The sequence below is a fragment of the Herbaspirillum sp. Her2 genome, assembly GCF_057961375.1.
Window position 1 is genome coordinate 1,453,001 of record NZ_CM176331.1, and the last position, 21,362, is coordinate 1,474,362.

The window sequence follows — 21,362 nt, forward strand, 5'->3', positions numbered from 1 at the left end:
TGGTTGAAAGGCTCGTCCCATGCGGGGCGGGCCTTTATTTTTCCGTGCCGACGATGCCCTTGACGAACCAGCGCTGCGCCGCCACCACGAACACGGCGGGGATCACGATGGCCACCAGGGCCGCCGCCATCAGCAGGTTCCACTGCGGCATCTGCCCGCTTTCCACCGGCAGGAAGCTGGCCAGCGCGAGGGTGATGGTGCGCATCTGGTCATGGCTGGTGATGACCAGGGGCCACATGTAGTCTTTCCAGGTATTGATGAAGACGATGGATCCCAGCGCCGCAAAATTGGTTTTCGACAGCGGCAGGAGGATATCTACGTAAAAGCGCCACGGCCCGGTCCCGTCGATGCGCGCCGCTTCCACCAGTTCGGGCGGGATGGTGCGGTAGAACTGCAGAAACAGGAAGGTTCCCGTGGCGGACGCCACCAGCGGCAAGGACAGGCCTGCATAGGTATTGATCAGGCTGATCGACGGCACCGCATGCTGTCCGCTCAGGCCCAGCGCCTGCAAGAGGCTGCGCAGCGGTTCGAACAAGTCGGAGGCCGCTGCATAGGTCGGGACGATGCGTACTTCCAGCGGCAGCAGCAGGGCACTGAACAGCAAGGCCAGGATCAGGCCCCGGCAGCGCGGCTGGAAGTAGGTCACTGCAAAAGCCGTGACCGAGGACAGCAGCAGCTTGCCGGTCACCACCAGGGCGGCCACCAGCAGACTGTTGAAGAGATGGCGCCACAGGTCGATGCGCTGCCCCACTTCGCGCAGATTGTCCGGCAGCGCGGTGCCTGGCATGAGCGGCATGCCCTGGCTGATCCACTGCTGGCTGGAGACGCTGGCCGAGCACAGAATCAGGTACAGCGGCCCCAAGGCCAGCACTACGCCCAGCCCCAGGATGCAGTAGGCCAGCGCGGTCATGCGCGGATGGCGCTCTACCATCGTCCTGCTCCCTGGCGGAAGAAGCGCAGCTGCAACACCGTGAGCGCCACGATGAACAGCATCAGGATCACCGACAAGGCCGATGAGCCCGAGAGGTCCAGCCCGATGAAGCCATCCGAATAGATCTGATAGGCCAGGATCGCCGTGCTGCGGCCGGGTCCGCCTTGGGTCAGTGCGTCCACCAGCCCGAAGCCGTGGGTAAAGGCCTCTATCACGTTCAGGACACCGGCCAGCAGCAGTGCCGGTGCGATCATCGGCAACTGGATATCCACGAAGCGCCGCCACGGGCCAGCCCCATCGATGGCGGCGGCTCCCGTCAGATCGGCAGGAATCCGCTGCAAGGCGGCAGAAAACAGGATGAAGTTCAGCGGCACCTGGGTCCAGGCGAAGGCCGCGATCAGTACCAGCATGGCTTGCTGGCCAGCCAGATGGGGTGCCCACAGGCCCGGCCAGAGGTGGTTGAGAAAAGCCAGCAAACCGGTAACCGGATTGATCAAGACCTTCAGCACGATACCGACCACTACCCCGGCCACGGCATAGGGCCAGATGAAGATGCTGCGCAGCAGGCGCTTGGCGCGCACATCCAGTTCCAGGCAGGCCGCCAGTGCCAGGGCGAGGGTCACGGCGAGCAGGGTGCTGCCGGCCGTGAAGACCAGCGTGGCGCGCAGGGAGGCATAGAAGCCGTCATCGGTGAGGATGCGCAGGTAGTTGTCCAGTCCGACGAAGCGCGAACCGTTGCCGAAGGGACGTACCAGATAGAAGGACCAGGCGATCGCCTTGACGGCCGGCCACAGGAAGAATACAAACACGATCAGCATCTGCGGCGCGGCCAGCAGCAGGGGGAACCAGCGGGCAGGGAAGGCGGGGCGGGTATCCATGATGTGTGCTAGCGCCGCGGTGCAGGGGAATCGGCGGGGGCATAGGTGAGGCGGAAACGCTGCAGCAAGGCATCCCCCCGGCGGCGCGCCTTGGCCAGGGCACTCGCCATGTCCTGCTGGCCGGCCAGTGCGGTCTGCACCTGCTCGGTCCAGGCCAGCCGCAGCTGCGGGAAGAAGCCCAGGCGCGGTCCGACTCCTGGCTGGCCAGCGTTCGCATCCAGCGAATGAATGCCCGCCACCACCGACGCCGGATAGTGCCCCGCGTCGTCCATGATCTGGGCTGCCACCTGGCGGGTAACGGGCAGATAACCGGTCTGCCGCACCAGCAGACGCTGGTTCTGCGGTTGCTGCAGATAAGCGATGAAGGCCGCCACGGCCGCATAGACCTGGTCGTCAAATCCCTTCATCACCCACAGCGAGGCGCCGCCGGGTACGCTGTTGTGGCGCGCGCTCCCGGCATGCACCGGCAGCGGCAGTACTGCCAGTCCGGGCAGGCCGCTGCGCGCCACGGCATGCCAGGCGCTGGTGGAGTCGAGCAGCATGGCGCATTCCCCGGTAGTGAAGGCCAGGGTATGACGCCCGGTGCGGGTGGCGGCGGCTTCCACCAGCAGATGCTGTTGATGCCAGCGCTGTACCTGCTGCATGAAGCGCAGATGCAGTCCCTGGTCGAACAGATAGTGGGTGGCCAGGCTCCGGTGGCCGTTGTCTTGGTCGGCCAGCGGTGCGCCCTCGATGGTGCTGACCTGCTCCAGCAGGATCCAGGGATTGAAGTCGCTCACCAGCGGACAGGTCTGGCCAGCCGCGCGCAACTGCCGTGCGGCCTGCTCCAGTTCACTCCAGGTGGCGGGCAGGGTGTTGATGCCGGCCTGCTGCAGCCTGGCAGTGTTCAGGTACAGAACAGCGGTGGAGACATTGAAGGGCAGGGAATCAAACTGCCCCTTGGCATCGGTGTAATAGCTGCGGATCGCGGGCAGGTAATCCTGCCAGTCCACGTGGTAGCCATGCGCGGCCATCAACTGGTGGACCGGCACGATGGCTCCGCTCAGCATCATGTCCAGCGTGCCGACATCGTAGATTTCCACCAGCGCAGGTTGTTGCGCGGCGCGATAGGCGGCGATGGTCTTCTGCATGGTCTGCTCATAGGAGCCGGGCGTGACACAACGTACCTGATGCTGCTTTTGGGCGGCATTGAAGTCGGCGCATAGTTGCCGCACGGCCTGCGCCATGGGACCGCTGTGACTGCTCCAGAATTCGAAGCTGGCCGACTGCGCGCGCGCCGCCGCCAGGACCAGCAGCAATGCCATGCCGTGCCGTAAGAGGGAGAGGCGGCAGCCTGCGCGGCCTTGACGTGCAGGATGTTTCACATCACCGGGCGGGTACTGTCGCGGATCACCAGGTGCGTCGAGAACATCTTCTGCACCAGGGCCGCCTGGGCGGCGGCCGCATCACCGGACTGGTTGCGTTGCTCCTGGCGCAGCTCGATGCGTTCCAGCAGCAGCTTCACGGCAAACTCGCACATCTCCAGCATGGGCGCGTCCACGCTGGTGAGGGACGGGATGCTGAAGTCGGCATAGCGCATGTTGTCGAAGCCCACCACGCTGATCTCTTGCGGCACCTTCACGCCAAGGTCGTAGAGCGCCTTGAGCGCGCCCAGCGCCATGCGGTCATTGCCGAGGAAGATGGCGTCCGGACGCTCGGACTGGTGACAGAGCTGGGCGGCCGCGCGATAGCCGCTTTCCAGCGACCAGTCTCCGGTCACTATCCATTCCGGGCGCGGCGTCAGGCCGCACTTTTCCAGTCCGTCGAGATAACCGAAATAGCGCGCTTCGCTGGAAGTCGGTACGCCGTCCTCGCGCGATTTTCCCTGTTCATGATCCTTGTGCGGCCCGGTCACCAGGGCGATGCGGCGGCAGCCGGTGCGATAGAGGTGTTCGACCACGGCCAGCCCGGCCTGCCGGTCCGATTGCACGACGTGGTGACAAGCCGGGTCGGCCATGCCATAGACCACGCAGGGGTAGCCCAGCCGATGCAATTCATTCACCACCGGATTGCCGGCGCGATTGACCATTGCAATCATGCCGTCGATGCGTCCGGCCAGGAACAGGTCGCGCACATAGACCAGCGAGGCTTCGTCTTCGCGCATCAGATTGCGTTGCAGGAGCGTATAGCCGGCGCGATCGGCTGCGCGGGTGAGGGTCTGCACCACGTTGTGGTAGTGGGTGTCCTGGGTGCGCTCGGAGCGTTCGTCGTAGGACGAACCATTGAACATCACGCAGGCCAGCGTGCGCGTGGAAATGTTGCGCAGCGAGCGGGCGGCCACGTTGGGGATGAAATTGAGCGAATCGATGGCCGCTTGCACCAGCTCGCGCGTCCTCGGGGCGACTTTCTCCGGGTGGTTCAGCACCAGCGAGACGGTCTGGAAACTGACACCGGCCGCCTTGGCGACATCCTTGATGGTGAGGCGACTCATGAACGGAGCGGTTGGCGCAAGCGCAGCGAGGACGGGGAGGAGCGGAGCAGGCAAGTCATGTCAGGTCGGCGTCGGGTTGCGGCGGCGCAAGAGCGTGCCGCGCTGCGCAATCATATATGACGCCATGCACAACCGGACCGGCTCTCCGCCAAAAATGTTTTTGCGACAAGGGCATCGGATGTAATCACGAGGTCACAAATCTTCGAGAAAATACGAGTCTATTGGAACGTTCTAATGTAAAGCAACTGAAATAAAGTTGCTAAAAAAGAATAATGGCAGGGGCTTATTGTAAAGACTGCCATTTTTTTCTTTCTGAAATTAGAACGTTCTATAAATGATAGCCCGCTTCGCATCCCGCCGCCGTGGCTGATCCGGATGCGCACGCCTTCTCGCCATGACTTGTTTTTCAGGGGAATACCATGTCTTACCGCAGTGGAAGTCCGCAGTACCGACGTTTGTCTTTGATGAGCCTGGCGATGCTGTCGGTGCTGCCGCTGCTGGCGCGGGCAGCCGATGACGCCGCCCCGCCCGCTACCACGGCCCAGGCCGATGGCGTGCCGGCAGCCCAGGATGGGAGCGTCAAGCGCCTTGACAGCGTGGTGGTCACGCGCAAGCGCAGCCAGACCAGTGCAGCAGTGGCCGGCAAGCAGGTGGAAGAGCGTGTGATGGACAGCGTGACCCGCGAGCAGGTGGAGCGTCTGCCGGATTCCACGGTGACCGATGTGGTCAAGCGCGTGGCTGGCGTATCGGTCAGTTTCAACCAGGATAATGTGAACGGTCGTGACAAGGCCCAGTTCATCGCCATTCGCGGTCTCGATGGCAGCTACAACAACGTCACCATCAACGGTGCGCCGCTGGCCTCGGTCGACCAGACCACCCGCAGCGCCCGTACCAACATGCTGCCGGCCTCGATGGTCAAGGAAGTGCAGGTCTTCAAGACCTGGACTCCCGACATGGATCCCAATGCGGTCGGCGGCTCGGTCAACATCGTCAGCCGCAGCGCCTTCGATAACGGCGGCAAACCCATGTTCAGCGCCACCGGTGCCCTCGGCCACGCCGGCGGCAGCGGCAAGGTCGCTTCGGGCGCGGAGGGTCTGGCCAAGAAGTCGGATGTCACCTTCAGCAACACCTTTGGTCCGGACAATCGCTTCGGCTACGTGATCTCGGCCAATTTCGAGAAGGAAAATACGGTTTCGATCGGTCACATGACCACCGACAACATCTTCTACAACTATTACAACGCCAACGGCAGCATCGCCAATCCGGCGGCATCCGGTGGGCCCAACACCGGCAACGGTTTCCCGGTGCCGCAGCAGTTCAAGTATTGGCAGCACCTCAAGAACAGCGAGACCAGCGGCTTCAATGCCAAGCTGGAAGGGCGCTTCACCCCGGATGTCTACGGCTTCCTGGGTTTTGGCTACAACAGCGATTCCACCCACATCCTGCGCAATGAAACCTTCATCGACGACAGCCGCAGCACCGGCAACAATCCGGTCCTGAACCAGACCGCCACCAGCGGGCAGTTCGCGCGCGGCGAGGCCGAAGCCGGCTATGCTGCCTCCACCATCAAGCGCACCACATCGGCCCTGCAGGGCGGTCTGGACTGGAAGCTGGACGACAGCCAAGTGCTCTCGCTGCGTTCTTCCTACTCGCAAGCCCAGCACCGCGAGCCGCGCGAGCTGGCCAAGTACATCTTCGCCAATTTCTCCTATCCGGGGGGGGGATCGGCACCGGTCCTGAGCGGTACCAATGCGCTGGCCATGAGCTACAACACCTCCGGTTTCGAGCCTTCGGTCGCACTGAACAATCCTTCCAACTTCACCAACCTGAACAACTGGCAGGCTTATTACTGGCGCAAGGAGATGGTCAGCATCGATGATCAGGTCGGCGACGTGAAGCTGGATTACCGCTGGAACATGGATCAGGATGCCCGCGGCCTGGGTGCCGGCGTGGGCGTCGATTATCGCCGCCTGGAGCACAGCTATGACTACGTCAACAACCAGTACTTCCCGACCTCGGGCGGGCTGACGCTGGCCGGCAATGGTTCGGTATCCGGCACCATCATGCCCTACAGCGGCGGCTTGCCCTTCATCCTGGTCAACGGTGCCCAGGCCTGGCAGCAGTTCGCGGCCAACCAGGGACAGATCGCCGCCAGCAGCGCCAACAGCGTCAACAGCCTGCAGAGCAATTACTCGCACAGTGAACAGACCGCCGCGCTGTATGCGATGGGGTCCTACCGGACCGATCGCTGGAGCGCATTGTTCGGCCTGCGCCAGGACAATACGAATCTTTCCACCACCGGTAACGTGCGCAACGTCAGCAATGGCAGCACCACCTGGGTGTCGCAGACCAAGGATTCCAGCTACAACTATCTGCTGCCGGCGGCGTCGCTGGTCTTCAGCGCCACCGATGCCGTCAAGCTGAAGCTGGCGGCGAGCCAGACCATTGGCCGTCCCAACTACGATGCCTATGCACCCAACACCACGATCAGCCAGAACACCGATGGCTCGGTCACCGTGACCCAGGGCAATCCGGACATCAAGCCGCGCGAATCGACCAATCTCGATGCATCGGCCGAGTGGTACCTGCCCAATTCCAGCCTGGTGTCGCTGGCGGTGTTCAACAAGAAGATCAAGAACGAGATCTACACCCTTTCCAGCCAGGGCACTCTGTTCTACAACGGCGCGACCCGTGCGGCCTCGATCACCCAGCCGGTCAATGCCTCCAGCTCGCGTATCAACGGCGTGGAACTGAGTTACGTGCAGAGTTCGCTGGGCTGGATCAGCCCGGCCCTGCAAGGCCTGGGCTTCAGCGCCAACCTGAGTTTCCTGGACGGCCGGCTCAACGCCGCCACCAGCAGTGGCGGTACGCGCACCATCCAGAACCTGGTCAACCAGCCCGACCAGATCCGCAACCTTACCGTGTTCTACAACTACCAGAAGCTGGATCTTTCGGCCGCCTACAACTGGACCGGCCGCAGCCTGCGCCTGGTCGACGCCAGCCTGCCCAGCCAGGATGTCTACTGGCAGGCCCGCAAGCAGATCGACCTGCAGGCCCGTTACGACCTGGGCGGTGGCTGGCGCGCCTTTGCCGAGGTGGCCAACCTGACCAATTCGCCGGTGACCAGCGTCACTGGTCCCAACAAGGACCAGCTCAAGGACACCTTCTCCATGGGCCGGATGATCTGGCTCGGGGTGAACTACAGCCCCAAGAACCTGTGATGCCCTGTTTCGTTTGACTCACCCTTTGTACCTCCCCCTGTAAGGAAACGCCATGTCCAATCTTGAACAACTCCTGGAACTGAGCCGCCAATCGATGGGCATCATTCCCGTCCTGGCCCTGTTGCTGCTGGTCGTGCTGGCCGTCTCGGTCGAGCGCTTCATCTTCTTTGCCCGCTGCCTGCCGTCGGGCAAGCAGATCGACCAGGCGCTGCTGCGCGCCGATCACCGCAGCGACGCCGCCTTGCAGGAGATCGCCCAGCGCTATCGCAACACGGTCTTCGGCCCGACCCTGCATGCGGCCGTGGAGTCGCGTGCACTGGCCTCGGGCGAGGCCATGGATCGTTACATCGACGAGGCCATCGTACGGACCATGCCCGAACTGGACCGCGCACTGTGGCTGCTGGGTGCGGCCATTACGCTGGGCCCGCTGATCGGCCTGCTCGGTACCATCATCGGCATCACCGAATCCTTCAACGTGCTGGGCACCGCCGGCAGCAGCAGCGGGGCGGTCACCAACGGGATCGGCCACTCCTTGCTGGCCACGGGCTGCGGCTTGCTGGTGGCCATCGCCGGGGTGGCGGCCAATAGTTACTTCTCCAAGCGAGTGCGCCTGGCGCTGCTGGAGCTGGATCTGATCAAACTGGTCTTCATCAAGCAGCACTGTCTGCTGGAAGAATCCATCGTGGTGCGTCAGGCCGGAGAGTCGCCAGCCGCCGGGCAGGGCAAGCCCGTCATCAAGCGCGCCGCCGAGGTCGTCTATGCCGGAGCCGCATCATGAGCCGCACCCGCTACCTGCAGTCGGATGAGCCGCATATCGAGATCATCCCGATGATCGACATCATGATGTTCCTGCTCATTTTCTTCATGGTGACGATGCTCAAGATGATCGATGTGAGCGGACTCAAGATCAACGTTCCGCAAGCCGCCAGTGCCGCCACGCTGCCCAGCAAGTCGCTCACCATCGTGGTGGACAAGACGGGGGCCATGTTCTTCGAAGGCAAGCCGGTCGAGCATGATGCGCTGGTTGACCAACTGAAAGAGCGCGCCCGGACCGCCAAGCTGGAAGTGCTGGTGGCGGGCGACAAGGATGTATCGCTGGAAAACCTGCTGCACGTGATGGATGTGGCCCGCGCTGCCGGGGTCGAAGACATCGGCATTGCGGCCAAGCATTGAGGTGGATATGCGTCATTCCATGACCCTGCCGCGGTCCGCCGCGCCGTCATCTTCCTGGCAGGATCAGCCACCCGCCGTACCCGCCGGCAGCGCCCTGCGCTGGCCGCTGGCGGTCGGCGTGGCGGTGGCGGTCGAGTGCGCCATCGTGCTGCTGGCCTGGCCCAAGGCACAGGTGCCCGAACCTCCACCCGAACCGGTCAAGGTGATGAAGCTGGTGAGCATTGCCGAGGCACCGCCGTTGCCTGCGCCCACACCGCCGACACCGGTACCTCCGACGCCCAGGCCGCCGCCCAAACCGGTCCCGCCCAAGCCAGCGCCCACGCCGAAGCCGGCTCCGGTGGTGCCCGCACCGAGCGCGCCGTCTCAGGAGGCGCCGGCCCCGGTGTCTCCCAGTCAGCCTGCCCCTGCTGCCGCTGCGCCCAGTACGCCGCCGGCACCGGCGGCGCCTGCGCCCAAGGCCCTGCCCGGCGAGGTACGGCGCGGTCTGGTGCCGCTGAAGCGGGTTGAGCCGGACTACCCGCCCAAAGCCCTGGCCAGCAATACCGAAGGTGTGGTGGTGGCCCACCTGACCATCGAGAAGGATGGCTCGGTCAGCGCCGTGCAGATCGTGCGCGCGCAGCCGCCCAAGCTGTTCGACCAGGCCGCGACCAAGGCGTTGATGCAATGGAAGTTCTCACGTACCGATGAGCCGGTGCTGGGTGAGGTCGAACTGCGCTTCAGTCTGAACTGAGCGTAACAATACGAAGATTGCGAGATTCGCCGATGAACAGAAAATCCCCCGGCCGCCGCCATTTCCTCAAGAGTGCTGCCCGCACCGGCAGCGCGGCGCTGGCACTGACGGCCTTGCCAGCCAGCATCCGCAAGGCGCTGGCAGTGGCCCCCTCGTCACCGACCGGCACCATCAAGGATGTGAAACACGTGGTGATCCTGATGCAGGAGAACCGGTCCTTCGATCATTATTTCGGCTGCTTGAAGGGCGTGCGCGGCTTCGCTGATCCTATCCCGCGTCCCTTGCCGGACGGCAGTCCGGTGTTCCACCAGCGCGATCCGCAGGGCCGGCTGGTGCTGCCGTATCGCATGGAGATGGCCACCACCAGTGCCGGGCGCGCCGGCGGCAATCTGCCGCATGCCTGGAAGGATCAGCACGCGGCCTGGAACCGCGGCGACTATGACAAGTGGATCGAGGCCAAGAAGGACACCGTGACCATGGCCTACTTCACGCGCGAAGACCTGCCTTTCCACTACGCGCTGGCCGATGCCTTCACCATTTGCGATGCCTATCACTGCTCGGTGCTGGGGTCGACCAATCCCAATCGCTTTCACATGATGAGCGGCGGCATCGACCTGCAGGGCAGGGCAGGTGGACCCATGACCTTCCAGCCGCGTACCGGCAGCTGGTCCGGGGTGCCGGGCGAGCGCCGCAACGGTGCCGACAGCTTCCGCTGGACCACCTATCCGGAGCGGCTGGAGCAGCATGGCGTGTCGTGGAAGGTGTATCAGGGGACCGATGACCTGCACAAGGACCACGGCGACTATCCGAGCGACTTCAACGTGCTGCAGTATTTTTTCACGCAGTACCAGAATGCCGCGCCCGATTCGCCGTTGTGGCAGAAGGCCTGCAGCAAGTTCACGCTGGCCGACCTGGCGCGAGATGTCAACGGCGGCACGCTACCGCAGGTATCCTGGCTGATGCCGCCCAAGCTCAGTTGCGAGCATCCCGACCGCACTCCCGGCTACGGCGCGCATTACATCAGCCAGGTGCTGGACATCCTCACCGCCAATCCGGCGCTGTGGAGCAGCACCGTACTGCTGGTGAACTACGACGAGAACGATGGCTTCTTCGACCACGTGGCACCGCCCACGCCGCCGCTGCATGCGGGGCAGGGGCAGTCCACGGTAGAGGTCAGCGGCGAATTCCATCGGCTGGGCGACTACGTCAACCCGGCCGATGACCTGCCCGCCGGGCTGGGGGCGCGGGTGCCGATGATGGTGATCTCGCCCTGGTCCAAGGGCGGCTATGTGTGCTCGGAAGTGTTCGACCATACCTCGGTCATCCGTTTCCTGGAGCAGATCTTCGATGTGCACGAACCCAACATCAGCCCATGGCGGCGCGCGGTGTGCGGGGATCTGACCTCGGCCTTCGATTTCAGTCGCCGCGACGTGGCCAGTCCGGTCTTGCCCGACACCTCGGCCTATCGCGCGCTGTCGGATGCGCAGGCCCGCCTGCCCGCACCCGTTGCGCCTGCCAGTCCGATGATGCCGCAGCAGGAGCGCGGCATGCGGCCGGCGCGGGCCTTGCCGTATGTGCTGGCGGTGGATGACCGGCCGCTGCCACAAGGGGGCGCTCTGCAGCTGGAGTTCCTCAACCCCGGCAAGGCGGGTGTGGTCTATCAGGTGTATGCCCGTCAGGAGAGCGAACGCTACCAGACCTTCACCGTACAGCCGGGCAAGGCACTGACGGCGCAATGGCGCGGCGTCGGGCCGGCGGGCGTCTACGACCTGAAGGTGTACGGCCCCAACGGTTTCCTGCGCGAGCTGCGAGGCAGCCTGGACGCTGGCGGCGATGCCGGGCCGGTAGTGCAGGTGCGCCATGATGGCGAGCGTGGCGAGCTGGTACTGGCCTTGACCAATCCGGGTGCGCAAGCCGTGCGCCTGGTGCTGCGGGATCAGGCCTACGGGCAGCCTGCGCGTACGGCTGCGCTGGCACCGGGGCAGTCGGCCACGCTGCGATGGCCGCTGCAAAACAGTCACCACTGGTACGACCTGCTGGTTCAGAGCGAGGACAGGCCGGGTTTTGCGCGCCGCCTGGCGGGCCATGTGGAGACCGGGCGTCCGTCCTTTTTCGTCACCTAGTCATTTCTTCATGGGTCATTTCAGGACAGCCCATTTTTACATTCATTCATCTACCAGGAAGTTTTCATGCATTCTCTTGGCCGTTTTCTCCTCACCTGTACCTTTTGCCTGCTCATGGATCAAGCTCTCGCACAAGCAGCACCCCTTGCCTGGCGTCAGTCGGCGCTGACCACCGCGACCGGCCCGGTGCTGGTGTCCTCGCACCGCAGCTGCTGGACTGAAACCTCGGAGAATTCGCTCGATGGCATCCGTCGCTGCATCGCCGAGGGCATCGATATCGGAGAAATCGATGTCCGCACCACGCGCGATGGCGCGTTGGTGCTGATGCACGATGAGACCGTGGATCGCACGACCAACGGACATGGCGCGGTGGCCGACCTTACGCTGGCCGAGATTCAGGCCCTGCGGCTGTATGCGCGCGGCGGTGGCAAAGGCGCGTCCCTGACCGCGCGCCGGGTGCCTACGCTGCAAGAAGCGTTGGCTGCGGCGCGCGGGCGCATCCTGCTCAATCTGGATGTGAAGGCGGCGGACATCGGGCCGATGGTGGCGGCGATCCTGGAGACGGATACCGCGCGCGACGTGCTGCTGAACATCAATGCAGGTGTCGATGCGCAGCAGGTGGCCTGGGCCCGTTCGCTGGGCATTGCCGTGCAGACGCTGTATTTCGATGAAAAGACCGGAGCGTCAGCGCGCAGCGGGCAATTGCAAACCATGGCCCGACAGGAGCCGACGGTGTTGCAGATCATTTTCCGTGATCCCGCCGTAGTCGGCGAGGCAGTTCAGGCGATCGGGCGCAGGCCGGTACGCCTGCTGGTCAACACCATGGCGATCGACATCGACAGCGGCCGGCCCATGGATCTGGCCGGACCTTACCTCGATACGGTGGCGGTGGTTCATCCCGAGCAAGTGTGGGGCAAGCTCATCGCCAGCGGGGTGAGCATTATCCAGACCGATGAACCGCAGCGATTGCTGGCGTGGTTGAAGCGCAAGAAGTTGCGTTGAGAGCGGCACCGGGCGGCGGGAGCAATCCCGTTGGACCGGTATCGCCAGGTATGGACGAAAAAAAAGCCCACGACCTTGCGGTGTGGGCTTCAATCCAATTCTTTAGGAGGAAATTGGAGGAGACAGGTGCAACTTTACTGCTCCGCACCAAATTCAGCCAATTTATCTTTCGTATATCAGATATTCGATTTGCTTATTTCTCGATGGGCTCATGTGAAGCCGAATCATCACGCCGGGCGTGTGGTTTCACCCTGCAGCCCGTCTTCTGGTGAAGCTTCCTGCACACGTGGTTTGCACGGAATCTTGCAAGCCTTGTCCGTGGCCGGCTCGGCACTATATTGCATCGCCATAGGATCGACCACGTGCTCGGTCAGCACCGGCTCACCGACGATGGGCACGCGCATCACCGTCGAGCAGCGGGTACCGTAGTCCGGAGAGCGAATGAAGATGGGCGAGAGCATGCGCTCCTTCTCCAGCCCCACCCCGGTATCGGGCAAGCGGCAATCATTGGCGCGAGTGCCATCGGTGAGCATCTCGAAGAAGGTCTCTTCCGGCGCGCCTTGGCACAGCAGGCTGGCGAACTGGGCTTTGGCACGGGTGAGCTTGGGCCAGGGAGTGTCGAGCAAGGCGTTGGAAACGCCGTAGACGCCATACTCCAAAGGCTGTCCGTTGCGCGGATCCTCCTGCCCCCGGTTGGAATACCACACCATCGTTTCCCGGTTGCCCAGCAGCAGGTTGAAGCCGTTGTAGCGTTGCGCTTGCGGTTCGATCTGGCGCAAGTAGGCTTGCGGATCAAGGTCTCCGGCCAGATAGTCGGCCACCAGTTGCCCGCGTGTGGGCGCATCGGCCCGTCGCTCCGAAGGTGCGCGCACATTGGTGAGCGCCGCAAAACGTCCGTCCCGGGTCACGCCCAGCCAGGTACCGCCGCCTTGCAGATCGCGCCCGGCGTAAATGTGGGGATGGTCGTTCCACCAGCCGGCATCGGCGGCGGGGCGGGCATAGAACTCGTCCCGGTTGGCCGCCAGGATCAGCGGCATGCCGGGGATCACTTTCCAGGCGAAGATGATCAGGCACATGGCGCGACATCCTCGAAGTGCTCGACGTGGCGTTCGCCGCTGATGAGCGCCGCTGCGCCGGAATCTGCCAGCGCGCGGTCCAGGGTCCGGGTGAAGTCCTCAGCGGAAGCGGGCAGGATGCCCTGGTAGATTTCCATCCAGGTCTGCAGGCCGTCTTGTTCGCCGGGACGACGCTTGAGCGCGCCGGCGATGCCCAGGCGCGCTTGCAGCATGGCTTGCACGCCTTTGATCTTGCCGAACAGGGTAGTCGCGTTCGCACTGTCGACCCGATAGTAAATGTAGAGATCCATGGATGCGTCCCTATGGCTGCGGTGTGGCTCAGGCGGCGCGCCGCTTATTGCGGATCGGCCAGCTCATAGGGAAGGGCGTGGAAATGCAGGGCCGGGCCATCGGCGGCACCAAGATGCACGGCATCCTCGGCAGCGGCCAGTTTCATTTCCACCAAAGCCAGTGCGTGCTCCGCATCCAGCGCTTCGGCGTTGACCACCATGCCGCAGGGCTGCCCCGGATCGGCGGCAGCGAAGACTTCTTGCCCGGCGCGTGCCTCGGCGCTGGCAATGGTGGCCAGCATGGTACGGCGCTTGAGCTTGCCCAGGTACTGGCTGCGCGCCACGATTTCCTGGCCGGGATAGCAGCCCTTCTTGAAGTTGACGCCGCCGATCAGTTCGAAATTGATCATCTGCGGTACAAACTGCTCCTGCGTGGCTTGCACGATCCCAGGCACGCCCGCACGGATCTCCGACAGCCGCCAGGCCAGGCTGGCCGTCGGGGTCAGATGCTGGGCCAGCTTGGGCCAGGCGGCGGTGAGGATGTCGACCGGCGCGATCCACTGGTAGCGCGGGCTGCCGGCGGCATCGGCCAGGCGGATCAGGGTGCCGTGGCTGTTGTCGATCTTGGCGTAGGGGGCCGCCGGCAAGACCGGAAACCATTCAGCAAGGGCATTGGCCGTGGCCGGGCCGACCAGGCCAAGCACGGCACGTTCGGCACTGGCATCGGCCAGTTTTGCCTTGGCACGCATCACGAACATCTGCAAACGCTTCTGGATCGCGGGCTGCAGGCTGCGCGGCAGTTGCAGCCAGATGGCCTGCTCGTCGCGCCACATCAGGAAAGTCGCCAGCAGACGGCCCTTGGGCGAGCAATAGCCGGCCAGGCGGGCCGCACTGCTGTCGAGCTGTTGCACATCATTGGTGAGCTGCCCATGCAGGAAGCTGGCGGCGTCCTCGCCGGTGGCTGTGATCAGGCCCAGGCTGGTGAGCGGGGCCATGAAGCTTTCCAGGCTTTGCGGTGCCGGGGCGGTCGGGCCAAAGCCCGTGATGTCGCCACTCTCGGCGTCGAACTGGGCGCCTTGTTGCGCCAGAAAGTCACGCCAGCCGGAGGGCGAAGAAGTCATGTCTGTCATAAAGGAAATCTTTTACGGATTACGTCTTGCCGGGTCGGTCGGTCCGGCAAATTAGGCAACTGTCGTGCCAGCGATTATCATTGATGCCTCGATTATAGTGATCTCCGAAAAATCGCGTCGGAGCAACAAGGATTTCGCCTCTGGTATGAAGAAGTTATTTGTGACATTGCTGGTGCTGGCAGCCTTGGTGGCGGGGGCAGGCGTCTATTGGTCCAAGCAGCCCATCGTGGAGCCGAACGGACAAGTGATTGCCTTCACCATCACGCCGGGCGCAGGCGTCAACGGCGCTGCCCAGCAGATTGCCGCGGCCGGGGTGCCGGTCAATCCGGACCTGTTTGCGCTGTATGCGCGCCTGTCCGGCGAAGGCGGCCGGATCAAGGCCGGCAGCTATGAAATCAAGCCCGGCTACACGCCGCAGCGCCTGCTGCTGCAACTGGTGCGCGGGGAATTTGCCCAGGAAGCGCTGACCGTCATCGAAGGCTGGACCTTCAAGCAGATGCGCAAAGCCATCGCCGACCAGCCCGCTCTCAAGCACGATACCGCCACCTGGACCGACCAGCAGATCCTGGCCAAGCTGACCAACGAATACACCTATCCGGAAGGACTGTTCTTTCCCGATACCTACCTCTTCGCCAAGGGGGCCAGCGATATGCAGGTCTACAAACAGGCCTTCGCCCTCATGAGCAAGAAGCTCAACGAAGCCTGGGCGCGGCGCGACCTGTCGCTGCCTTACCGTACGCCTTATGAGGCGCTGACCATGGCTTCCATCGTCGAGAAGGAGACCGGGCAGAAATCGGAGCGCGGCATGGTGGCCGGGGTTTTCGTCAATCGCCTGCGCACCGGCATGCTGCTGCAGACCGATCCGACCGTGATTTATGGCATGGGCGACCGTTACCAGGGCAAGATCCGCAAAGTCGACCTGCTCACCGACACCCCGTACAACACCTACACGCGCGCCGGTCTGCCGCCCACGCCGATTGCCTTGCCCGGCGCCGCTTCGTTGGCGGCCGCCTTGAACCCGGACAAGACCGAGGCCTTATACTTCGTGGCGCGCGGGGATGGCACCAGCCATTTCTCCAGCAACCTGAACGAACACAACCAGGCCGTGAACCGCTACCAGCGTTGAGCCGGTCTTCCTTTTACCGTTTTATTCATTGAGTAGCGATACCTTCATGGCATCAGGCAAATTCATCACCTTCGAAGGCATCGACGGCGCTGGCAAGTCGACCCACATTCCTTTCGTGACCCAGCTGCTGCGCGAGCGCGGCATGACTGTGGTCGCCACCCGTGAACCCGGCGGCACCGACCTGGGCGAACGCCTGCGCGAGCTGGTCCTGCATCACAAGATGCATCTGGAAACCGAAGCCCTGCTGATGTTCGCCTCGCGCCGCGAGCATCTGGCCCAGGTCATCGAGCCGGCCCTGGCGCGCGGCGACTGGGTCATCTCGGATCGTTTTACCGATGCCACCTTCGCCTACCAGGGCGGCGGCCGCAAGCTGGCGCTGGACAAGCTGGACAGCCTCGAACAGTGGGTCCATCCCCATCTGCAACCGGATCTGACGCTGCTCTTCGATGTGCCGCTGGAAGTGGCGCGGGCGCGGCTGGATGCCGAACGCACGCTGGACAAGTTCGAGCAGGAAAAGGCCGATTTCTTCGCCAACACCCGCGCCGAATACCTGCGCCGCGCCGCGCAGTTCCCGCAGCGTTTCCGCCTGATCGATTCCACGCGTCCCATCCCGGTGATCCAGGAAGAACTGCGCGCCATTGTGGCAAAGCTGTGAGGGAGGCTGCATGTCCGTGACCGTTTCCGAGATATTGCTGCCCTGGCAGGGCGAGAGTTGGCGCCAGTTGCAGCAGCTGCGTGAACGCCTGCCGCATGCGCTGCTGTTCTATGGCGCGGCCGGCACCGGCAAGACGCAGTTCGTCGAAGCCTTCGCCAAGTCCCTGCTGTGCGAATCGCCCACGCCAGAGGCCCATGCCTGCGGCGTATGTGCCTCCTGCAACTGGTTCTCGCAATCCAATCATCCTGACTACCGGCGCGTGCGCCCTGAAGTACTGGACGATGAGACCGCCGAAGACGAGGCAGGTGAAGAAAAGAAAACCGCCAAGGCCAGCAAGGCCCCCTCCAAGGACATCAAGATCGACCAGATCCGTGCGCTGGCCGATTTCATGAACGTTTCCACCCACCGCTCGGGCTTGCGGGTGGTGATGCTGTATCCGGCCGAAGCGCTCAACACGGCGGCCGCCAATGCGCTCCTCAAGACGCTGGAAGAACCGCCGCCGGGCACCATGTTCCTGCTGCTGTCCAATCGCCTGGACCGCCTGCTGCCGACCATTCTGTCGCGATGCCGCAAGTTCGCCCTGACCGCACCCGGCCATGACGGAGCGCTGGCCTGGCTCAAGCAGCAGGGCGTCAAGGATGCCGATGCCTGGCTGGCCGAGCAGGGCGGGGCACCGCTGGCCGCGCTGGAAGCCGCCCAGGGCGAGGGCCGTGATGCCCTGGATGAATTGCTGCGCCACCTGGCCCAGCCCGGCGTGGACGGCGCCTTGCGCGCTGCCGACAAACTGCAGAAAACGCCGGCCGCCGACCTGGTCGGCTGGGTACAGCGCTGGCTGTATGATTTGCTGTCGCTGAAGTCGGCCGGGGTGGTGCGCTACTACCCGCGGTATGGCAAGGAACTGGGGCGTCTGGCCGAACGGGTCGATGCGCTGGCCGTGTCCAAGGCCTTGCGCGGCATGGGCGATCGCCGCGCCATTGCGGATCATCCCTTGTCGGCCAAGCTGTTCATTGAGGAAATGCTGATCGATTACGCGCGCTTGTTCGATTGACGCCGCGTCGACCAGGCCGGGCCTGCGGCAAATCGCCGCGCCTGGGGGGAAGCGGCGTGCCGGACCGTATAATTCCGGCATGATGTCGCTGACCTCCTTCTTCATTCCCGTCTCCGAGCAGATGAACCAGCCGCAGCACCTGCTTCTGTCGCGGCTGTTCTGGCTGCGCTGGGCCATGGTGGCGGGCGAGCTGCTGGTGCTGGCCGGGGCGCATGCCTGGCTGCATATCGCCTTGCCCTTGCCGGCGCTGCTGGCCTTGATCGGCCTGCAGGCCCTCATCAACGCTGCCACCTGGCTGCGCATGCGCTGGGCGCGGCCGGCCGAGCAGGTCGAACTGTTCATTCAATTGCTGCTGGATGTGGCGGTATTGACGGCGCTGCTGTATTTTTCGGGCGGTTCGACCAACCCCTTCGTTTCCTTCTACCTGCCGGCACTGGCGGCAGGCGCTGCCACGCTGGCCTGGCCCTATGCCTTGCTGCTGGCCCTGTGTGCGCTGGGATGCTATTCGGGGCTGGTGTACTTTTACCAGCCGCTGCACATCCACGACCACGGGCAGGCGATGGCCTATCACCTGGCCGGGATGTGGATCAACTTCTCGATCTCGGCCTTGCTCATCACCTGGTTCGTCAGCCGCATCGCAGCGGCCGTGCGCTTGCGCGACGGCCAGCTGGCACAGGCCCGCGAGCGCCAGCTGCAGAGTCATCGCATCGTCGCTCTCGGCACCCAGGCTGCCGGTGCCGCCCATGCGCTCAATACACCGCTGTCCACGGTAGCAGTGATCGCTGGCGAAATGCGCCGCGACATGGCCAGCAATCCCGCGCTGGCGGCCTATGAGGAAGACGTGCGGGTGGTCGAGGAACAGATTGCCGTCTGCAAGGCCGCATTGGAAAACATGCGGCTCGACGCCGATGCCCAGTTGCGCAATGAAGACAGCGCGCCCATCACACCCTGGCTCACCAGCCTGCTGGAAGGCTGGCGGCTGCGCCATCCTGCCGTGCTGCTGGTAGCTGAGGTGCATCAGCCGGGCTGGAAGGCCAGCCAGTTGCAGGACCTGTCGCAGATCCTGCTGACCTTGCTGGACAATGCGGCCCATGCCGTGCGCGGCCTCGGCCACCAGGGCGAAATCCGCATCCGCCTGGCACCGGCCGAGGCGGGCGAGGGCGGATCTGCCGCCTCCGGCAAGCCGGGGCGCACCATGGCGATCATCGAGGTCTCCGACAATGGCGCAGGCATCAGCCCGGAACTGTTGCAGCGCCTGGGCCACGGGCCGGTGGCCAGCAGTTCGGGCGGTTCCGGCATCGGACTGATGCTGGCCACGGCCAGCGCCACCCACCTGGGCGGCAAGCTGAAGCTGCGCTCGTCGCCGGGGCAGGGCACGGTCGCGCAGTTGCGCTTCCCCCTGGTCTGAACCGCCATCCTTCATTCTTCTGGTTTTACGGATATCCCCATGAGTGCCGCCTTCCTGATCCTCGATGACAATGACGTCTTTGCCAGCACGCTGGCACGTTCGCTGGCACGGCGCGGCTTTCGTGCCGTCGTCGCCCATACCGGCGAAGAGGCCCTGGATGCCGCGCGCCGCGAGCGTTTCGACTACGTCACCATTGACCTGCAGCTGGAAAAGGATTCCGGCCTGCAATGGGTCGGGCCGCTGCGCCAGGCGCTGCCGGAGGCGCGCCTGCTGGTGCTGACCGGCTATGCCAGCATCGCCACCACGGTGCAGGCCATCAAGTCCGGCGCAGATAACTACCTGGCCAAGCCGGCCAATGTGGATTCCATCCTCTCGGCGCTGTCGTACGTGGCCGAAGGCGAGGCAGTCGATGAGCCCGTATTGCCGGTGGAAGAGGCATCGCCATTGTCGCTGGAACGTCTGGAATGGGAGCACATCCAGCGCGTGCTGGCCGAGCATGAAGGCAATATTTCCTCCACCGCACGGGCGCTGAACATGCACCGCCGCACCCTGCAGCGCAAGCTGGCCAAGCGGCCGGTAGCACGCTGAGCCGACATCGCGGGGCTCTGTAACGAAAGGTAAGCGCCCGGCAAGCAGGGGCGACAGCCTGTCGGCATGGCTTTACAATAGCGGCCATGTATATCGATTCCCATTGCCACATCAATTTTCCCGACCTGGCGGCGCGCTTGCCCGAGATCTTCGGCAAGATGGCCGACAACCAGGTCAGCCATGCCCTGTGCGTCTCGGTGGACCTGCCGGATTTCCCGCAGGTGCTGGCCCTGGCCGAACAATATCCCAACGTCTACGCCTCGGTCGGCGTGCATCCGGACTACGAAGACACCCCCGAGCCGACGCTCGACGAGCTGATCCGCCTGGCGGACCATCCGCGCATCGTGGCCATCGGTGAAACCGGGCTGGATTACTACCGCCTTCAGGGTGACCTGGAGTGGCAGCGTGAACGCTTCCGCACCCATATCCGCGCCTCTCGGGCGACTGGCAAGCCGCTCATCATCCACACCCGCTCAGCGTCGGAAGACACCATCCGCATCCTGCAGGAAGAAGGTGCCAGCCCGAAGGCGGGCGGCGTGGCCGGGGTCATGCATTGCTTCACGGAATCACAGGCGGTGGCCGATGCGGCCATTGAACTGGGTTTCTACATTTCCTTCTCCGGCATCGTCACCTTCAAGTCGGCCAAGGACCTGCAGCAAGTCGCCCGCACCATTCCGCTGGAGCGCATGCTGATCGAAACCGATTCGCCCTACCTGGCACCGGTTCCGTTCCGGGGCAAGACCAACGAGCCAGGTTACGTGCGCCATGTCGGTGAATTCATCGCCGACCTGCGCGGCATCAGCGCGGCCGAAGTGGCGCGCCAGACCTCTGACAATTTCTTCAAGCTGTTCGGAATCAAGCCATGACCCTGCTGGAAAAGCTGCGCGCCCGCTTCGGCGGCATCGGCCGTATCGTCCTCTATACCTCGCTGCTGTTGCCGGGAGCCGCCCGTGCGGGGGCGTATGAAGATTATTTCCAGGCCATCCGCATGGACAACGTCTATTTCCTCAAGCAGTTGATGCAGCGTGGCATGGGGCCCAACCTGATCGAGCCCAAGCGCGGCTATACTGGCCTGATGCTGGCCATCCGCGAAGATTCGATGAAGGCTTTCGACGTGCTGGTCAATGCGCCCGATGTGAACCTGGAAGCCCAGGCCACCAACGGTGACACGCCGCTGATGCTGGCCTCCTTCTACGGCAATATTCCGGTGGTCAAGCTGTTGCTGGCGCGTGAGGTCGAAGTCAACCGTCCCGGCTGGACCGCCCTGCATTACGCCGCCATCAATGGCAGCTCCGAGATCGTCAAGCTGCTGCTGGATGCCTCGGCCTATGTCGATGCCGAGTCCCCCGATGACAAAATGACGCCCGTCATGCTGGCCGCCATGCGCGGCCGCGTTGCGGCAGTGGAAGTGCTGCGCGACAACGGCGCTGACCTCACGCTCAAGAACAAGGATGGCTTGACTGCCATGGACCTGGCCCGCCGCTACGGGCAGGAGGGCGTGATCGACGTGCTCAACGTCAAACCGCGCCAGTAA

Annotated in this window: 20 protein-coding genes; 13 read left to right on the forward strand and 7 right to left on the reverse strand. The window is 63.9% G+C overall.

Translation table 11 applies throughout. The features are described from left to right. Positions 1-34 precede the first annotated feature (34 nt). Genes ACWHXP_RS06650 through ACWHXP_RS06665 form a run of 4 tightly spaced genes read right to left on the reverse strand, consistent with a single transcriptional unit; the run spans position 35 to position 4,279 of the window. Positions 35-931 (reverse strand): ABC transporter permease subunit, encoded by an 897-nt coding sequence (locus tag ACWHXP_RS06650; protein ID WP_489623021.1) that lies wholly within the window; start codon positions 929-931, stop codon positions 35-37. Beyond that, positions 925-1,809 (reverse strand): carbohydrate ABC transporter permease, encoded by an 885-nt coding sequence (locus tag ACWHXP_RS06655; RefSeq protein WP_489634191.1) that lies wholly within the window; start codon positions 1,807-1,809, stop codon positions 925-927. The genes ACWHXP_RS06650 and ACWHXP_RS06655 overlap by 7 nt, the downstream gene beginning before the upstream one ends. Positions 1,810-1,817: 8 nt before the next feature. After that, positions 1,818-3,113: an extracellular solute-binding protein gene (locus tag ACWHXP_RS06660; RefSeq protein ID WP_489634190.1), complete on the reverse strand. Its 1,296-nt coding sequence runs from the start codon at positions 3,111-3,113 to the stop codon at positions 1,818-1,820. A gap of 56 nt (positions 3,114-3,169) precedes the next feature. Further along, the gene (locus ACWHXP_RS06665) at positions 3,170-4,279 is read right to left on the reverse strand and encodes a LacI family DNA-binding transcriptional regulator (RefSeq protein WP_121041483.1); all 1,110 of its coding nucleotides are present in this window, start codon (positions 4,277-4,279) and stop codon (positions 3,170-3,172) included. Positions 4,280-4,698: 419 nt separating this feature from the next. Here ACWHXP_RS06665 and ACWHXP_RS06670 point away from each other — a divergent pair, with 419 nt between their 5' ends. From ACWHXP_RS06670 to ACWHXP_RS06695, 6 genes are all read left to right on the forward strand, one after another. Then, complete coding sequence (locus ACWHXP_RS06670) at positions 4,699-7,500, forward strand: TonB-dependent receptor (RefSeq protein WP_489634189.1); 2,802 nt, start codon at positions 4,699-4,701, stop codon at positions 7,498-7,500. A gap of 52 nt (positions 7,501-7,552) precedes the next feature. Further along, on the forward strand, positions 7,553-8,278 hold the full coding sequence (locus ACWHXP_RS06675; RefSeq protein WP_039787888.1) for a MotA/TolQ/ExbB proton channel family protein: 726 nt from the start codon (positions 7,553-7,555) through the stop codon (positions 8,276-8,278). Beyond that, entirely contained in the window at positions 8,275-8,673 is a 399-nt protein-coding gene (locus ACWHXP_RS06680) for an ExbD/TolR family protein (protein ID WP_134222592.1), read from the forward strand. The genes ACWHXP_RS06675 and ACWHXP_RS06680 overlap by 4 nt, the downstream gene beginning before the upstream one ends. Before the next feature lie 19 nt (positions 8,674-8,692). Then, positions 8,693-9,403, forward strand: a complete 711-nt coding sequence (locus ACWHXP_RS06685) for an energy transducer TonB (RefSeq protein ID WP_489634188.1) — start codon at positions 8,693-8,695, stop codon at positions 9,401-9,403. A gap of 32 nt (positions 9,404-9,435) precedes the next feature. After that, positions 9,436-11,526, forward strand: a complete 2,091-nt coding sequence (locus ACWHXP_RS06690; RefSeq protein ID WP_489634187.1) for a phosphocholine-specific phospholipase C — start codon at positions 9,436-9,438, stop codon at positions 11,524-11,526. Positions 11,527-11,640: 114 nt separating this feature from the next. Further along, entirely contained in the window at positions 11,641-12,528 is an 888-nt protein-coding gene (locus ACWHXP_RS06695) for a glycerophosphodiester phosphodiesterase family protein (RefSeq protein ID WP_134135800.1), read from the forward strand. 227 nt (positions 12,529-12,755) lie between these two features. On the opposite strand, the gene ACWHXP_RS06700 is transcribed toward ACWHXP_RS06695, so the two are convergent. Genes ACWHXP_RS06700 through ygfZ form a run of 3 tightly spaced genes read right to left on the reverse strand, consistent with a single transcriptional unit; the run spans position 12,756 to position 15,003 of the window. Further along, positions 12,756-13,604, reverse strand: a complete 849-nt coding sequence (locus tag ACWHXP_RS06700; RefSeq protein ID WP_489623014.1) for an NRDE family protein — start codon at positions 13,602-13,604, stop codon at positions 12,756-12,758. Next, complete coding sequence (locus tag ACWHXP_RS06705) at positions 13,595-13,894, reverse strand: DUF4936 family protein (RefSeq protein ID WP_489623013.1); 300 nt, start codon at positions 13,892-13,894, stop codon at positions 13,595-13,597. Before ACWHXP_RS06705 ends, ACWHXP_RS06700 begins: the two co-directional genes overlap by 10 nt. A gap of 44 nt (positions 13,895-13,938) precedes the next feature. Continuing rightward, the gene (ygfZ, locus tag ACWHXP_RS06710; protein WP_121041465.1) at positions 13,939-15,003 is read right to left on the reverse strand and encodes a CAF17-like 4Fe-4S cluster assembly/insertion protein YgfZ; all 1,065 of its coding nucleotides are present in this window, start codon (positions 15,001-15,003) and stop codon (positions 13,939-13,941) included. Between the two features lie 145 nt (positions 15,004-15,148). On the opposite strand from ygfZ, the gene mltG reads away from it, so the two are divergent. The 7 genes from mltG to ACWHXP_RS06745 all read left to right on the forward strand — a co-directional run bounded on the left by mltG (position 15,149) and on the right by ACWHXP_RS06745 (position 21,362). Further along, entirely contained in the window at positions 15,149-16,129 is a 981-nt protein-coding gene (mltG, locus tag ACWHXP_RS06715; RefSeq protein WP_039787874.1) for an endolytic transglycosylase MltG, read from the forward strand. A gap of 46 nt (positions 16,130-16,175) precedes the next feature. Continuing rightward, positions 16,176-16,784 carry a dTMP kinase gene (gene tmk, locus ACWHXP_RS06720; RefSeq protein ID WP_489634186.1) on the forward strand — a complete coding sequence of 203 codons (609 nt, stop codon included), beginning with the start codon at positions 16,176-16,178 and terminating at the stop codon, positions 16,782-16,784. A gap of 10 nt (positions 16,785-16,794) precedes the next feature. Further along, positions 16,795-17,832: a DNA polymerase III subunit delta' gene (locus ACWHXP_RS06725; RefSeq protein ID WP_489634185.1), complete on the forward strand. Its 1,038-nt coding sequence runs from the start codon at positions 16,795-16,797 to the stop codon at positions 17,830-17,832. A gap of 79 nt (positions 17,833-17,911) precedes the next feature. Beyond that, positions 17,912-19,240: an ATP-binding protein gene (locus ACWHXP_RS06730; protein ID WP_489623009.1), complete on the forward strand. Its 1,329-nt coding sequence runs from the start codon at positions 17,912-17,914 to the stop codon at positions 19,238-19,240. A 39-nt stretch (positions 19,241-19,279) separates the two neighbouring features. Beyond that, on the forward strand, positions 19,280-19,828 hold the full coding sequence (locus ACWHXP_RS06735) for a response regulator transcription factor (RefSeq protein ID WP_034331579.1): 549 nt from the start codon (positions 19,280-19,282) through the stop codon (positions 19,826-19,828). 86 nt (positions 19,829-19,914) lie between these two features. Continuing rightward, positions 19,915-20,694, forward strand: coding sequence for a TatD family hydrolase (locus ACWHXP_RS06740; protein ID WP_134222583.1), 780 nt, complete (start codon positions 19,915-19,917; stop codon positions 20,692-20,694). After that, positions 20,691-21,362, forward strand: a complete 672-nt coding sequence (locus ACWHXP_RS06745) for an ankyrin repeat domain-containing protein (RefSeq protein ID WP_034331576.1) — start codon at positions 20,691-20,693, stop codon at positions 21,360-21,362. The genes ACWHXP_RS06740 and ACWHXP_RS06745 overlap by 4 nt, the downstream gene beginning before the upstream one ends.

Bases quoted from the DNA above. Each gene is read 5' to 3' on its own strand.
- ACWHXP_RS06700 (WP_489623014.1), bottom strand. From the start codon at position 13,604: ATGTGCCTGATCATCTTCGCCTGGAAAGTGATCCCCGGCATGCCGCTG.
- ACWHXP_RS06745 (WP_034331576.1), top strand. From the start codon at position 20,691: ATGACCCTGCTGGAAAAGCTGCGCGCCCGCTTCGGCGGCATCGGCCGT.
- ACWHXP_RS06730 (WP_489623009.1), top strand. From the start codon at position 17,912: ATGATGTCGCTGACCTCCTTCTTCATTCCCGTCTCCGAGCAGATGAAC.
- ACWHXP_RS06725 (WP_489634185.1), top strand. From the start codon at position 16,795: ATGTCCGTGACCGTTTCCGAGATATTGCTGCCCTGGCAGGGCGAGAGT.
- tmk (WP_489634186.1), top strand. From the start codon at position 16,176: ATGGCATCAGGCAAATTCATCACCTTCGAAGGCATCGACGGCGCTGGC.
- ygfZ (WP_121041465.1), bottom strand. From the start codon at position 15,003: ATGACAGACATGACTTCTTCGCCCTCCGGCTGGCGTGACTTTCTGGCG.
- ACWHXP_RS06650 (WP_489623021.1), bottom strand. From the start codon at position 931: ATGGTAGAGCGCCATCCGCGCATGACCGCGCTGGCCTACTGCATCCTG.
- ACWHXP_RS06675 (WP_039787888.1), top strand. From the start codon at position 7,553: ATGTCCAATCTTGAACAACTCCTGGAACTGAGCCGCCAATCGATGGGC.
- ACWHXP_RS06705 (WP_489623013.1), bottom strand. From the start codon at position 13,894: ATGGATCTCTACATTTACTATCGGGTCGACAGTGCGAACGCGACTACC.
- ACWHXP_RS06660 (WP_489634190.1), bottom strand. From the start codon at position 3,113: ATGGCATTGCTGCTGGTCCTGGCGGCGGCGCGCGCGCAGTCGGCCAGC.
- ACWHXP_RS06670 (WP_489634189.1), top strand. From the start codon at position 4,699: ATGTCTTACCGCAGTGGAAGTCCGCAGTACCGACGTTTGTCTTTGATG.
- mltG (WP_039787874.1), top strand. From the start codon at position 15,149: ATGAAGAAGTTATTTGTGACATTGCTGGTGCTGGCAGCCTTGGTGGCG.
- ACWHXP_RS06740 (WP_134222583.1), top strand. From the start codon at position 19,915: ATGTATATCGATTCCCATTGCCACATCAATTTTCCCGACCTGGCGGCG.
- ACWHXP_RS06695 (WP_134135800.1), top strand. From the start codon at position 11,641: ATGGATCAAGCTCTCGCACAAGCAGCACCCCTTGCCTGGCGTCAGTCG.
- ACWHXP_RS06685 (WP_489634188.1), top strand. From the start codon at position 8,693: ATGACCCTGCCGCGGTCCGCCGCGCCGTCATCTTCCTGGCAGGATCAG.
- ACWHXP_RS06680 (WP_134222592.1), top strand. From the start codon at position 8,275: ATGAGCCGCACCCGCTACCTGCAGTCGGATGAGCCGCATATCGAGATC.
- ACWHXP_RS06665 (WP_121041483.1), bottom strand. From the start codon at position 4,279: ATGAGTCGCCTCACCATCAAGGATGTCGCCAAGGCGGCCGGTGTCAGT.
- ACWHXP_RS06735 (WP_034331579.1), top strand. From the start codon at position 19,280: ATGAGTGCCGCCTTCCTGATCCTCGATGACAATGACGTCTTTGCCAGC.
- ACWHXP_RS06690 (WP_489634187.1), top strand. From the start codon at position 9,436: ATGAACAGAAAATCCCCCGGCCGCCGCCATTTCCTCAAGAGTGCTGCC.
- ACWHXP_RS06655 (WP_489634191.1), bottom strand. From the start codon at position 1,809: ATGGATACCCGCCCCGCCTTCCCTGCCCGCTGGTTCCCCCTGCTGCTG.